This window comes from Variovorax sp. GW460-12-1-14-LB1, assembly GCF_059423605.1.
In genome coordinates this window covers 1-12260 of record NZ_JBWKYF010000025.1, presented here as the reverse complement: position 1 = coordinate 12260, position 12260 = coordinate 1, and the positions used below count along the sequence as shown (strand labels likewise).

At 71.4% G+C, this 12260-nt stretch carries 11 protein-coding genes; 8 read left to right on the top strand and 3 right to left on the bottom strand.

Annotation, left to right across the window (positions count from 1 at the left end; all coding sequences use genetic code 11):
* The first annotated feature begins 3 nt into the window (after nucleotides 1-3).
* The 8 genes from AC07Y4_RS14895 to AC07Y4_RS14860 all read left to right on the top strand — a co-directional run bounded on the left by AC07Y4_RS14895 (nucleotide 4) and on the right by AC07Y4_RS14860 (nucleotide 9910).
* Nucleotides 4-1542 (top strand): PepSY domain-containing protein, encoded by a 1539-nt coding sequence (locus tag AC07Y4_RS14895; RefSeq protein WP_495274777.1) that lies wholly within the window; start codon nucleotides 4-6, stop codon nucleotides 1540-1542.
* Between the two features lie 73 nt (nucleotides 1543-1615).
* Nucleotides 1616-2293 (top strand): energy-coupling factor ABC transporter permease, encoded by a 678-nt coding sequence (locus AC07Y4_RS14890; protein ID WP_492684122.1) that lies wholly within the window; start codon nucleotides 1616-1618, stop codon nucleotides 2291-2293.
* Nucleotides 2294-2407: 114 nt separating this feature from the next.
* Nucleotides 2408-3472, top strand: a complete 1065-nt coding sequence (gene cobW, locus AC07Y4_RS14885) for a cobalamin biosynthesis protein CobW (protein WP_495274776.1) — start codon at nucleotides 2408-2410, stop codon at nucleotides 3470-3472.
* Between the two features lie 4 nt (nucleotides 3473-3476).
* A complete protein-coding gene (gene cobN, locus AC07Y4_RS14880; protein ID WP_495274775.1) occupies nucleotides 3477-7289 on the top strand; it encodes a cobaltochelatase subunit CobN in 3813 nt (1270 codons plus the stop codon).
* Complete coding sequence (locus AC07Y4_RS14875; protein WP_495274774.1) at nucleotides 7286-8344, top strand: magnesium chelatase ATPase subunit I; 1059 nt, start codon at nucleotides 7286-7288, stop codon at nucleotides 8342-8344. The genes cobN and AC07Y4_RS14875 overlap by 4 nt, the downstream gene beginning before the upstream one ends.
* 83 nt (nucleotides 8345-8427) lie before the next feature.
* Nucleotides 8428-8982, top strand: a complete 555-nt coding sequence (locus AC07Y4_RS14870; protein WP_495274773.1) for a vWA domain-containing protein — start codon at nucleotides 8428-8430, stop codon at nucleotides 8980-8982.
* Nucleotides 8983-9115: 133 nt separating this feature from the next.
* Nucleotides 9116-9523, top strand: coding sequence for a RidA family protein (locus AC07Y4_RS14865; RefSeq protein WP_495274772.1), 408 nt, complete (start codon nucleotides 9116-9118; stop codon nucleotides 9521-9523).
* A 90-nt stretch (nucleotides 9524-9613) separates the two neighbouring features.
* The gene (locus AC07Y4_RS14860; protein ID WP_495274771.1) at nucleotides 9614-9910 is read left to right on the top strand and encodes a DUF1090 family protein; all 297 of its coding nucleotides are present in this window, start codon (nucleotides 9614-9616) and stop codon (nucleotides 9908-9910) included.
* 6 nt (nucleotides 9911-9916) lie between these two features.
* Here the strand turns inward: AC07Y4_RS14860 and AC07Y4_RS14855 are convergent, their stop codons facing one another.
* The 3 genes from AC07Y4_RS14855 to AC07Y4_RS14845 form a co-directional block, all read right to left on the bottom strand.
* The gene (locus tag AC07Y4_RS14855; RefSeq protein WP_139703075.1) at nucleotides 9917-10471 is read right to left on the bottom strand and encodes an SET domain-containing protein; all 555 of its coding nucleotides are present in this window, start codon (nucleotides 10469-10471) and stop codon (nucleotides 9917-9919) included.
* Nucleotides 10468-11334, bottom strand: a complete 867-nt coding sequence (locus tag AC07Y4_RS14850) for a GNAT family N-acetyltransferase (protein WP_495274770.1) — start codon at nucleotides 11332-11334, stop codon at nucleotides 10468-10470. Before AC07Y4_RS14850 ends, AC07Y4_RS14855 begins: the two co-directional genes overlap by 4 nt.
* Before the next feature lie 13 nt (nucleotides 11335-11347).
* A partial coding sequence (locus AC07Y4_RS14845) for an ABC transporter substrate-binding protein (RefSeq protein WP_495274769.1) occupies nucleotides 11348-12260 on the bottom strand: 913 nt, incomplete at its 5' end.

Sequence of the window (12260 nt, the reverse complement as noted above, 5' to 3'; positions counted from 1 at the left end):
CGCATGAGCACCGCATGGCAACGCGCATGGCCCCCGCTTCGGCGGGCGCTGTACTGGACGCACCGATGGCTGGGCATCGGCGGCTGCCTGCTGTTCGTCATGTGGTTCGTCTCGGGCGTGGTCATGATGTACGTGGGGTACCCGAACCTCACGGACGAAGAGCGGCTCGCGGGGCTCGGCCCGGTGCGTTTCGCGCAGGCGGTGGTCACGCCGTCTGCCGCGTTCGAGGCGCTGCCGCCAGCGGTGCGCACGCAGCCGCCCCGGCGCATGGCGCTGGAGATGCAGGCCGGCACCGACGCGCAGCCCGTGTGGCGCATCGTCGATGCACGCGGCGGGCGGCATGCCGTGTCCGCGCGCGATGGCCGTGTGCTCGGGCCGGTCGATGCGGCGCAGGCCGAGGCCATCGCCCGCGACTTCTCCGCACAGCCCGGCGCACGATGGGCCGAGACGCTGGAGCGCGACCAGTGGACCGTGCCGCAGGGCCTGAACCCGCTGCGCCCGCTGCACCGTATCGAAACCGGCGACGTGGCGGGCACCGAGCTGTACGTGTCCTCGCGCACCGGCGAGGTGGTGCGCGACACCACGCGCGCCGAGCGCTTCTGGAACTGGCTGGGCGCCGTGCCGCACTGGATCTACTTCACGCCGCTACGCGCCGACCCGCCGCTGTGGCACGACGTGGTCGTGTGGCTGTCGGCCGCGTGCATCGTCTCGACCGTGACGGGCATCGTCATCGGCATCCTGCGCCTTCGACTGCGGCGGCGCTTTCGCAGCGGCGCGGTCACGCCGTACACCGGCTGGATGGCCTGGCACCACATCGCCGGGCTCATCGGCGGCTTCTTCGTGCTGACCTGGATCGTGAGCGGCTGGCTCTCGATGAACCCGAACGGGTGGTTTCAGCGCGCACCGGCCGATGCGGCCGCGATGGCGCGCTACACGGGCACCGGCGTGTCGCCGTTCCCCTGGCCACCGACCGTGGTGCCGGCAGGCGAGGGCGCTGCCGCACCGCGTGAGGCGCTGCTGATGTGGTTCGACGGGAAGCCGCTGCTGCAACTGCGTGATGCGCAGGCCCGCGTGCAGGTGGTCGATGCAGCGACCGGCGCGCCGGTCGTCATCGCTCGCGACGACATCGAACGCGCCGCCGTACGCCTGCGCCCCGGTGCCGCGATCACGCAGGCCACCTTGCAGACGCAGGAAGACTTCCACTGGTACGGCCACCACCGCACGCGCGTGCTGCCCGTGTGGCGGCTCGAATTCGACGACGCCGCGCGCAGCTGGCTCTACATCGACCCGACGAGCGGCCAGGTGGCCGGCAGCAACGACCGCAACGCGCGGCTGCGGCGCTGGCTCTTCAACGCCGCGCACAGCCTCGACTTTCCCTGGCTCATCCAGTACCGGCCGGCCTGGGACCTGGTGGTGTGGTTCCTGTCGGTCATCGGCGTCGTCGCTTCGGCGAGCGGCGTGGTGATCGGCTGGCGACGGCTGCGGCGCAAGCCACAGCCTTCGCCTGTTCAGCGGGGGCTGCAAGGCTCCCGGGTTTCATGACGGGGACTTGCGCAAGCCAGTCCATCCCCCAACAATCAACTTTCGCACTTCGGTGCATTTCAGGAGGTGCGCGATGCACATCGAACCCGGACTCGTCGACGGATCCAAGATCTTCCTCAGCTATGCCACGGGGGCGGCTGCACTGGCTTACACAGGCAAGGTCGCCTTCGACACCTTGCGCAAGGACGGCCCCATCGGCCTGCTGCTGCGCTCGGTCTTCACTGTGATGCTCGTGTTCTGCTTCTTCGAGGTGTTCCCGCACCATCCCGTGGGCGTGTCCGAGGTCCACCTGATCCTGGGCACCACGCTGATGCTCCTCTTCGGGCTCGCGCCCGCGGCCATCGGCCTGGCCGGCGGCTTGCTCATCCAGAGCCTGTTCTTCGCACCGCCCGACCTGCCGCAGTACGGCATGAACGTCACGACCTTGCTGGTGCCGCTGTTCGCGACCGCCGCGCTGGCCCGCCGCATCATTCCCGCGAACATGGCCTACGTGGACATCAGCTACCAGCAGGCTTTCAAGCTGTCGGTGGCCTACCAGGGCGGCATCGTGGTGTGGGTCGGCTTCTGGGCGCTCTACGGCCGCGGCACGGGCCTCGAGAACCTCAGCCAGATCGCCAGCTTCGGCGCGGCCTACATGACCGTCGTGCTGGTCGAGCCGCTGGTCGACCTGGGCGTGCTGGCCGCGGCCAAGGCCTGGCGCCGCCTGCAGGGCACGGCCCTGGTCGAGCGCCGCCTGTACAGCGCCGTCTGATTCGCGCCGGCTGCCCCTCGTTGAAGAGGGCGTGCCGTTCGCCGGCGCGTGCGCCACGCACGCGCCGCGCGCCCGATTCCCCGTGCGCCTTGCGCGCCTGAAAGCATTCACTCCATGACACAAAGCAACGCCAAGATCCCCGTCACCATCGTCACGGGCTTCCTCGGCAGCGGCAAGACCACGCTGCTGCGCCACATCCTCGGCAACGCCGAGGGCCGCCGCATCGCGGTGGTGGTCAACGAGTTCGGCGAACTCGGCATCGACGGCGACATCCTGCGCGGTTGCGGCATCGGCTGCGACGATGAAGGCAACGAGCGTGAAGGTGCGCTGTACGAACTCGCCAACGGCTGTGTCTGCTGCACCGTGCAGGAAGAGTTCCTGCCCGTGATGCTGCAGCTGGCCGAGCGGCGCGACCAGATCGACGCCGTGCTCATCGAGACCTCGGGCCTGGCGCTGCCCAAGCCGCTGGTGCAGGCCTTCCAGTGGCCCGACATCGCGAACATCTTCACCGTCGATTCGGTGGTCACCGTGGTCGACGGCCCCGCCGCCGCCTCGGGCCAGTTCGCCGCGAATCCCGCGCAGGTCGACGTGCAGCGTCGCGCCGACCCCAACCTGGACCACGAATCGCCGCTGCACGAGCTGTTCGAAGACCAGCTCTCGGCCGCCGACCTCGTGGTGCTCAACAAGACCGACCTGATGGACGCCGCCGCGCGCGCGCAGGTCGAGGCGCTGGTGCGAGAAGAACTGCCGCCCGAGGTGAAGATCGTCGGCGCCACCGAAGGCAAGCTGCCGCTGGCGCTGCTGCTGGGCCAGGGCCGCGCCGCCGAAAGCACCATCCACCTGCGCGAGAGCCACCACGACCACGAGGAAGATCACGACCACGACGAGTTCGACTCGCTCGTGATCGAGCTGCCGCCCGTGGACCGCGACGGTCTCATCGCCGTGCTGACCGCACTGGTCGAACAGCACACCATCTTCCGCGTGAAGGGCTTCGTCGCCGTGCCGCACAAGCCGATGCGCCTGCTGGTGCAGGGCGTGGGCCGCCGCTTCGACCACCACTTCGATCGCCGCTGGCGCGACGGCGAGGCGCAGCGCACGCGGCTCGTGTTCATCGGCGAAGACCTGGACGAAGGCGCATTGCGCAAGGCACTGGAAGGCGTGGCGGCCGTTCCCGCCTGACCGCATGCACCTGCTGAGCACCCAGCCCGGCCGCTTCGTCGAGGACGACCCGAGCGTCGTCACCCGGCTCGACCAGACGCCGGGCGACATCGTGGTGCTCAGCTCGGCCGACACCACGCTCGCGCTGCTCGCTGCCGCGCGCACGGCGCTGGCGGCCACCGACCCCGGCTACCCCTCGCTGCGGCTGGCCAACCTCATGCACCTGCGCCAGCCTGCGTCGCTCGACCTGTACGTCGACGAGGTGCTGCGGCATGCGCGCGTGGTGGTGGTCGACCACCTGGGAGCCGAGTCGGCCTGGGCCTACGGCCTGCAGCAGCTCGAGAAGCTCGCCAAGCGTCAGGGCCAGCAGCTCGCGATGTTCTCGGGCGACCTGCAGGAAGACGAGGACCTGCTCGCGCGCGGCACCGCGGCGCGTGGCGTGAGCCGGCAGCTGTGGCAGTACCTGCGATCGGGCGGCGCGGGCAACGCGGCGCAGTTCCTGCGCGCGGTGGCCTTCCACGGGCTGGGCCATGGCGAGGCCCCGTTGCCGCCGCGCAGCCTGCCGCAGGTGGCGCTGCATGTGCCGGGCGGCATGGACGCGACACACACGGTCGCGGGCATCGACGACCTGCGCGCCGGCTGGCATGCGGACGCGCCCGTGGTGGCGCTGGTGTTCTACCGCTCGCACCTGCTGTCGGGCAACACCGAGGCCTTCGATGCGCTGGCCGCCGCGCTGCATGCGCAAGGACTGAACCCGCTGCCCGTGGCGCTCGATTCGCTCAAAGACCCGCTGTGCCTGTCTGCACTGCGCGCCCTGTGCACTGAGCACGACGTGCAGCTGGTGCTCAACACCACCGCCTTCGCCGCGCTGGGGCAGGGCGCTTCGGACGAAAGCGGTGAGCCTCTGGCACTCGCGGGCGATGCTCCCGTGCTGCAGGTGATCGTGAGCGGCGGCAATCGCGAGGACTGGCTCGCCGACAGCCAGGGCCTGCGCCCACGCGACATCGCGATGCAGATCGCGCTGCCCGAGATGGACGGGCGCATCGTCACGCGCGCCGTGAGCTTCAAGGGCCTGTCGCACCGCTGCGAACTCACGCAGACCGAGGTGGTCGGCTACCGGCCCGAGCCCGACCGCATCGCCTTCGTGGCCGAACTCGCGCGCCGCTGGTGCAGCCTGCGCAGACTGCGCGCCGACGAGAAGCGCGTCGCGCTCATCCTCGCGAACTACCCCGGCAGCGAAGGCCGCATCGGCAGCGGCGTGGGGCTGGACACGCCGGCCTCGGTGATGGCCATCCTGCGCACGATGCAGGCCGAGGGCTACACGCTCGACACGCTGCCCGCGGACGGCGACGCGCTGATGCGCACGCTGCAGGAGGGCATCGCCAACGACCCCGCGCAATGGGCCGAGCGGCCCGCGTGGCAGAGCTACGCGCTCGCCGACTACCGCGCTCGCCTCGCGGCGCTGCCCGAGGGCATGGCCGCCGCCATCGACGCGCAATGGGGCCCGCCCGAGCACGACCCGATGCTGCGCCAGGGCCGCTTCATGATCGCCGGGCTGCGGCTGGGCCGCGTGTTCGTGGGCATCCAGCCCGCGCGTGCGCTGGGACCGCTGGGCCTGGCCGACTATGCGAGTTATCACGACGCCGAGCTGGTGCCGCCGCACAGCTACCTCGCGTTCTATTTCTGGCTGCGCGATGTGTTCGCCATCGACGCGGTCGTCCACGTCGGCAAGCACGGCAACCTCGAATGGCTGCCGGGCAAGAGCCTCGCGCTTTCGGCCACCTGCTGGCCCGACGCGATTCTCGGGCCGCTGCCCAACGTGTACCCCTTCATCGTCAACGACCCCGGCGAGGGCGCGCAGGCCAAGCGCCGCACGCAGGCCGTGATCGTCGACCACCTGATGCCGCCGCTCACGCGCGCCGAGAACCACGGCCCGTTGCAGGACCTGGAGCGGCAGGTCGACGAGTACTACGACGCGCTGCTGGTCGACGCGCGCCGCGCCAAGGTGCTGCGCGCGCAGATCCTCGCGACCGTGCGCGCGCAGCACCTGGTCGAAGAACTGGGGATGCCGGGCGCGGAAGACGATGCCGTGCTGGCGCGCGTCGATGCGTACCTGTGCGAGCTGAAAGAAACCCAGATCCGCGACGGCCTGCATGTGTTCGGCGATTCGCCGCGCGCGCGGTTGCGACGCGACACGCTGCTCGCGCTCGCGCGCTTTCCGGCCGGCGACGGCGCGGGCGAGAACGCCGGGCTGCTCGGCGCGCTCGCCGCCGACCTGTTGCCCGGCGACGCCTTCGACCCGCTCGACATCGACGCGGCGAAGCCCTGGCAGGGGGCGCGGCCCGCGCTGCTGGCGGCCGTGAGCGACGAGGCCTGGCGGCATCAGGGCGACACGCGCGAGCGGCTGGAGCTGCTGGCGCAGCAGCTGCTCGAAGCGAACAGCTGTCCGCCCGATCTGCCGCGCACTGCTGCCGTGATGGGGCGCATCGCGCACCGTCTCGCACCTGCGCTCGATGCGTGTGGCGCCGAAGAACTGCGTCAGCTGTCGCGCGCACTGCAAGGCCGCTTCGTGCCGCCGGGACCGAGCGGTTCGCCCTCGCGCGGCCGGCCCGACGTGCTGCCGACCGGGCGCAACTTCTACGCGGTCGATACGCGCGCCATCCCCACGCCCACGGCCTGGATGCTCGGGCTCAAGTCGGCTGCGCAGCTGGTCGAACGCCACCTGCAGGAACACGGTGACTACCCCGTGGCGTTGGGCCTGTCGGTCTGGGGCACGGCCACCATGCGCACCGGCGGCGACGACCTGGCGCAGGCCTTCGCGCTCATCGGCGTGCGGCCCAAGTGGGCACCAGGCAGCCAGCGCGTGGTCGATTTCGAGGTGCTGCCCACCGTGGGCCTCGGGCGTCCGCGCATCGATGTCACGCTGCGCATCTCGGGCTTCTTCCGCGACGCCTTTCCCAATGCCGTGCAGATGTTCGACGCCGCCGTGCAGGCCGTGGCGGCGCAGGAAGACGAAGACGCCGAGCGCAATCCGATCCGTGCGCGCATCCTGCGCGAGGCCGCGGCGCTCGAAGCGCAGGGTGTGGCGCCCGATGAGGCACGCACGCAGGCCGGCTGGCGCGTGTTCGGTTCCGCGCCCGGCAGCTACGGCTCGGGCCTGCAGCCGCTGTTCGACCATGGCGACTGGCAGAGCGACGACGACCTGTCGAAGGCCTACGTCGGCGGCAGTGCCCATGCCTACGGCCAGGGCAGCGACGGCGTGCCGGCGGGCGATGCGCTGGTGCGCCGGCTGCGCGCCATGAACGTCGTGCTGCAGAACCAGGACAGCCGCGAGCACGACCTGCTCGACTCCAACGACTACTACCAGTTCCAGGGCGGCATGGCCGCCGCCGTGCGCCACCTGAGCGGGCAGCAGCCGGCGATGTACCACGGCGACCACGGCAACCCGCAGGCGCCGCGCGTGCGCACGCTGAAGGAAGAAATCAGCCGCGTGATCCGCGCGCGCGTGGTCAACCCCAAGTGGATCGACGGCGTGAAGCGCCACGGCTACAAGGGCGCCTTCGAGATGGCCGCCACGGTCGATTACCTCTTCGGCTTCGATGCCACCGCGCGCGTCGTGGGCGACCACCAGTACGCGATGGTGGCCGACGCCTACGTGCTCGACGAGGCCACGCGCGACTTCGTGAACGCGCACAATCCGCGCGCGCTGCAGGACATGCTCAACCGCCTGCTCGAAGCCATGCAGCGCGGCCTCTGGCAGTCGCCCGGCGACTACAAGAACCAATTGGAAAACCTGCTGCTCGACCACGAGCAGCAGATGGAAGGAAGCCCCCGATGACCACAGCCGCCCCGATGCCGGTGCCGTTCCCCTTTGCCGCGATCGCCGGCCAGCCGCAACTGCGCCAGGCGCTCTTGCTGGCCGCGGTCGATCCCGCGCTGGGCGGCGTGCTCATCGAAGGCCCGCGCGGCACCGCCAAGACCACGGCCGCGCGCGCGCTCGCCGAGCTGCTGCCCGGCGCGCCCTTCGTCACGCTGCCGCTGGGCGCGAGCCTCGAAAGCCTCGTGGGCACGCTCGACCTCGGGCAGGCGCTGGCTGGTCACGAACTGAAGTTTGCGCCGGGCCTGCTGGCGCGCGCGCACGGCGGCGTGCTGTACGTCGACGAGATCAACCTGCTGCCCGACGCGCTCATCGACTCGTTGCTCGACGCGGCGGCCAGCGGTGTCAACGTGGTGGAGCGCGACGGCATCTCGCACCGGCATCCCGCGCGCTTCGTGCTCGTGGGCACCATGAACCCGGAGGAGGGCACCTTGCGCCCGCAGCTGCTCGACCGCTTCGGCCTGTGCGTGCGGCTGCGCAACCTGCAGGACGCGGCCGAGCGCCAGGCCATCGTGCGTGCACGGCTGGCCTTCGATGCCGATCCGCAGGGCTTTCGTGCGGCGCATGCGACGGAGGAGGCCGAGCTCGCGGCGGCGCTGGTGCGTGCGCGCGCGCTCGTGGCGGACGCGGCGGCCTTGCCGTACGGCGATGCGGTGCACGACGCCGTCGGCGCGCTGTGCATCGCGGCCGGCGTGGACGGCCTGCGCGCCGACCTCGTGATGCTGCGCTCGGCGCGTGCGCTGGCGGCGTGGGAAGGCGCGGCATCGATCACCGACGACCATGTGCAGCGCGTGGCCGAAGCGGTGCTGCTGCATCGGCGCCATCCGGCGGCCGACGCGGCCGTGGCGCCTCCCATGGCATCACCCGCGCCTCACCGCAATCCGGGTGATGCACCTGCACGCGATGCCGGCGAGGGCGACTGGGGCGCGATGCCGCCCGAGCCCGTCGGCATCGAGCGTGTGAAGCCGCTGCGCCCGCTGATTTCCGCTTCTCAGGCCGCCCCAAAAAAAGCCTGAGCCTCCGGGACGCCGCACCCGCTGGCGCACGCCAGGGTGACCGGAGGCAGGGCACGCAACGGGACGCATGGCACGGCGCCGCCGTGCCCGGCACGGCCTTCGACTGGCCACGCACGCTCGTCGCCCGCGGCGCGGACCGGCTGCAGGCCGCGCACCTGCGCCATCGCCCGCAGGAGGCGCGCAGCGGTGCGTTGCATTGCTTCCTGCTCGACTGCTCGGCCTCGATGCGCCACGACGGCCAGCTCGCGCGCGCCAAGGGCCAGCTGCTCGCGCTGATGCAGGAGGCCTACCAGCGGCGCGACCATGTGGCGCTGCTGTGCTTTGCCGGCGACGTGGTCGAGCTGCGCCTGCCGCCGCGCCGCGCCAGCGCCTGGAACGACGACTGGGTCGCGCCCATCGCGGCCGGTGGTGGCACGCCATTGGCGCTGGGCGTGCTGCGCGCGCAGCAGCTGCTGGCGAAGCACGAGAGCCGCCAGCGCTGGCTCTGGCTGCTGACGGACGGCCGCAGCAACGAAAGCCCTGCGCGCCCCGCCGCGGCGGACGTCGCCTGCGTGATGGACTTCGAGCGCGCCCGCACACCGCTGCACCGGGCCCGGCAGCTGGCGGCGCAGTGGGACGCGCGCTACCTGAGCGCCTGAATCACAGGATCGTGGGGCGCGCCTCGGCGCTCATGGATCGACTTGGGACGAGAAGGGGCATCCGCCGCGTGGCGCACCGCTGCAGGCGGCGCCTTCGATACTGCGTCGCTCCCAACGAAACCCAGGAAACCCCATGTCCGTCACTCCCCGCCGCGTGGTGCGCGAAGGCGCGTTCAAGCACATCATTGCCGACGGTGTGCAGGTCGGCGACACGATCTATCTCTCGGGCCAGGTGAGCGTGGACGGCGAGGGCCGCACCCTGGGCGCCGGCGACATCGCGGCGCAGGTGCGGCAGGCCTACGCCAACGTACGCAGCCTGCTCGCATCCTTCGGCGCCTCGATGGCCGACGTGGTGGACGAAACCCTGTTCGTCACCGACATCGACGGCTTCCTCGGCCAGGCCGAGGCGCTGTTCGCCTTGCGCGCCGAGATGTTCGGCGGCGAGCCGCAGGTCTCGCAGACGCTGGTGCAGGTGGCGCGCCTCGGCAGCCCCGACTGGCTGATCGAGATCAAGTGCATCGCCAGAACAGCTGCAGCCTGAAGGGCTGAAGGCCTGTTCCGCCAGGCAGTTCGGGTACCGTACGGCATGCGTCCGAAACCCCGTCTCCTGGCCCTTGCGTTGACCCTGGTCATGCCTGCCGCCTTTGCCCAAACCGAGGCGGCCGCGCAGCCGTTGAGTGCCGAAGAATGCAAGGCGCAAGAAGCCGTGCTGGAGCGCGACATGGCCCTGGCCCGTTCCCGTGGCCAGATGCTGCGCCGGCGCGAGCTGGCCGACACCCTGAGCGCGCTGCAGCTGCGCTGCCAGGCGCTGGCGCCGATGAGCCGCGAAGCGCGCATCGAGAAACTGGAACGCGAGATCCGCACGCTGCGCACCGAGCTCGAACGCGCGGAGGCGCAGCTGCGCAGCGTGAAGAGCGAGTCGCCCTGAGCTAGGTCACCAGGGCAGCTCGCTGAGCGGTCTGCGCGGGTCTGAAACAGCCGGCGCCACATCGGCGGGGGTGGCCGGCCCGTCTTTCTCCGCCACAGCCTCGACCGGCGCCAGCATCGTCCCGCGGCAGTTCGGCGAGCCGCAATGGCAGGGGTACTTCGATGGCGGCGAGCCGTCGTCGGCCGTCAGCGAATAGTCGATGAAGAGCTCGTCGCCGGCCTCCACCGCCTCCATCGTCTGGAAGCGAAGCACCATCTCGCCCGCCTCGTCGTACTCCTCGACCGCCTCGCAGTTCGGCTCGCAGGAATGGTTCAGGTGGCGCGTGGCGTTGCCGCCCTTGGCACCGTCAATGGTCTCGCCGGTCGTCAGCGTGAACAGGTAGGTGAGCTGGTCGTCCCAGAGCTTGGAGGCGACTTCCTGCTTGGTGTAGCGGCGGCCTTCGTACAGGCCGAGGAAGGCTTCGGCCGGCAGGTCGCGCGTGGCGAAGGCGCCCAGGCCATGCACGCCGCTGGGGCCCACGCGGATGAAGGGGGTGGACGAGGTTCGCTTGGGGGACTTCATGAACGGACGGGGCGCGAGGAATCGGAAGAAAAGGTGGGCTGGGGCTGGAGTGTCGCGGTCATCTCGATCTGGCGTATGACAACGGTGGCGCCGCGTGCGGTCAGGGCGCGGTGCAGCGGGCTGCCCTCGGGCTCGTCGACCAGCCGCCAGCGCGCGCCGGGGCGTGTCTGCGCGAGCGCGTCGAGCAAGGCGTGGGCCGAGGCTTCGTCGGGCGCGGCGGCGTCCAGCAGCATGTGCAGCGGCAAGGCCGGCGGCAGGAGGATGGCGTAGCCGCCCGTTGCCGTGCCGAGGGCTGCGGCGCCATCGTGCGCGAGCGCGCCTTGCACGGTCGGCCACTCGCGGCGCCAGGTGGGGCGCGAGACGGCCGCGCAGGCCGCGTGCAGGGCGGCGAGCGCGTCGGCATCGGGCGCCGTCAAGGCTGCATCGGCACGAGGCTCGAAGCTGCCTTCGAGCACCTCGAGCGCGCGGGTTTCGACGAAGCCCGCCTGCCGGTAGAGCTGCCGCGCCGGGTTCTGTTCGATGACTTCGAGCTGCACCTGCGCGATGCCGGCCGCCGACAGGTCGCGCAGCTGCGCGTCGATGAGCTGCTTCGCCAGCCCGCGGCGGCGCTGCGCGCTCGCGATGCCGAAGCCCGCGAGGTAGGCGTGCGGCCCGCGCCGACCGACGAGCGAGAGGCCGCAGGCGTCGCCGTCGACGACGATCACGCGCGAGAGCGCCAGGTCGGCCTCGGCGCGCCGCACGTGCCGCTCGAACATCGCGCGGTCGAACGCGATCGGCACGAAGTAGTCTTCGTAGGCGCGATTCCAGAGCGCGGTGAGTTCGTCGGTGCCGAAGTTCGCGGCGGGAACGATGTCGAAGTTCATGGCGTGCCGAAGATCAGTTGCGCGGCGCATCCAGCGACGCGAGGCAGTTCACGATGGCGTCGGCCGCCTCGTCGAGCCGGGGGCCGGGCCGCATCATCAGGTCGAAGCGCGCCGAGGCAAAGCTGCAGACGCGCCCGCGCTGGATGGCCGACATGGCCGACCAGCCGGGGCGCCCCGCCATGGCCGAGATTTCGCCGAGGGCCGAGACCATCAGCACGTCGGGGTTGGCGCGCACCACGAACTCGGGGTTCATTCGGGGGAAGGGGCCGAGCGAGCCCGGCACCGCGTTGGCCAAGCCCAGGCGCGCCAGGGTCTCGCCGATGAAGGAGCTTTCGCTCGCCGCCGCCACGCCGCCGTGCACCTCGAAGTACACGCGCCGCCCCTGCCAGTTCAGCGGCACGCGGGCGCGCGCTGCGTTCAGCCGGGCATCGAGGCTGCGCCAGAAGGCCTCGCCCGCGCCCGGCTTGCCGGTGGCGCGGGCCACGGTTTCCATCACGCGGCGCATGTCGGCATGGGTCTTGGCGTCGAGCGCCAGCACCTTGATGCCCAGGCGCTCCAGCGCTTCGGCGGCGCGGCTGCGCGGGCGCAGCAGCACGAGGTCGGGCTTGAGCGCGACGATGCGCTCGATGTTCGCGTCGTCCATGCCGCCCACCTGCGGCAGGCCCTTCACCGCCGCCGGCCAGTTGGCGTGGCGGTCGATGCCCACGAGCCGGTCGCAGGCGTCGAGCGCGCAGACCGTCTCGGTGAGCGAGGGCATCAGCGACACGATGCGCTTGGCCGGCGCCTGCAGTTCGAGCACGCGGCCGCGGTCGTCTTCCAGCCGGATGGCGCCCGCGTGCGCGGCCGCGCCGAGGCCCAGTGCCACGAAGGCCGCGGCCCGGGCGATGTGGCGGAAGGCGGTGGAAGCAAAGGGGGGGCGCTGGGGC

Excerpts from the sequence above, each read along its gene's own strand:
- AC07Y4_RS14860 (WP_495274771.1), top strand. The coding sequence starts at position 9,614 with ATGCCTGCCGCCTTTGCCCAAACCGAGGCGGCCGCGCAGCCGTTGAGT.
- AC07Y4_RS14850 (WP_495274770.1), bottom strand. The coding sequence starts at position 11,334 with ATGAACTTCGACATCGTTCCCGCCGCGAACTTCGGCACCGACGAACTC.
- cobN (WP_495274775.1), top strand. The coding sequence starts at position 3,477 with ATGCACCTGCTGAGCACCCAGCCCGGCCGCTTCGTCGAGGACGACCCG.
- AC07Y4_RS14865 (WP_495274772.1), top strand. The coding sequence starts at position 9,116 with ATGTCCGTCACTCCCCGCCGCGTGGTGCGCGAAGGCGCGTTCAAGCAC.
- AC07Y4_RS14855 (WP_139703075.1), bottom strand. The coding sequence starts at position 10,471 with ATGAAGTCCCCCAAGCGAACCTCGTCCACCCCCTTCATCCGCGTGGGC.
- cobW (WP_495274776.1), top strand. The coding sequence starts at position 2,408 with ATGACACAAAGCAACGCCAAGATCCCCGTCACCATCGTCACGGGCTTC.
- AC07Y4_RS14890 (WP_492684122.1), top strand. The coding sequence starts at position 1,616 with ATGCACATCGAACCCGGACTCGTCGACGGATCCAAGATCTTCCTCAGC.
- AC07Y4_RS14895 (WP_495274777.1), top strand. The coding sequence starts at position 4 with ATGAGCACCGCATGGCAACGCGCATGGCCCCCGCTTCGGCGGGCGCTG.
- AC07Y4_RS14875 (WP_495274774.1), top strand. The coding sequence starts at position 7,286 with ATGACCACAGCCGCCCCGATGCCGGTGCCGTTCCCCTTTGCCGCGATC.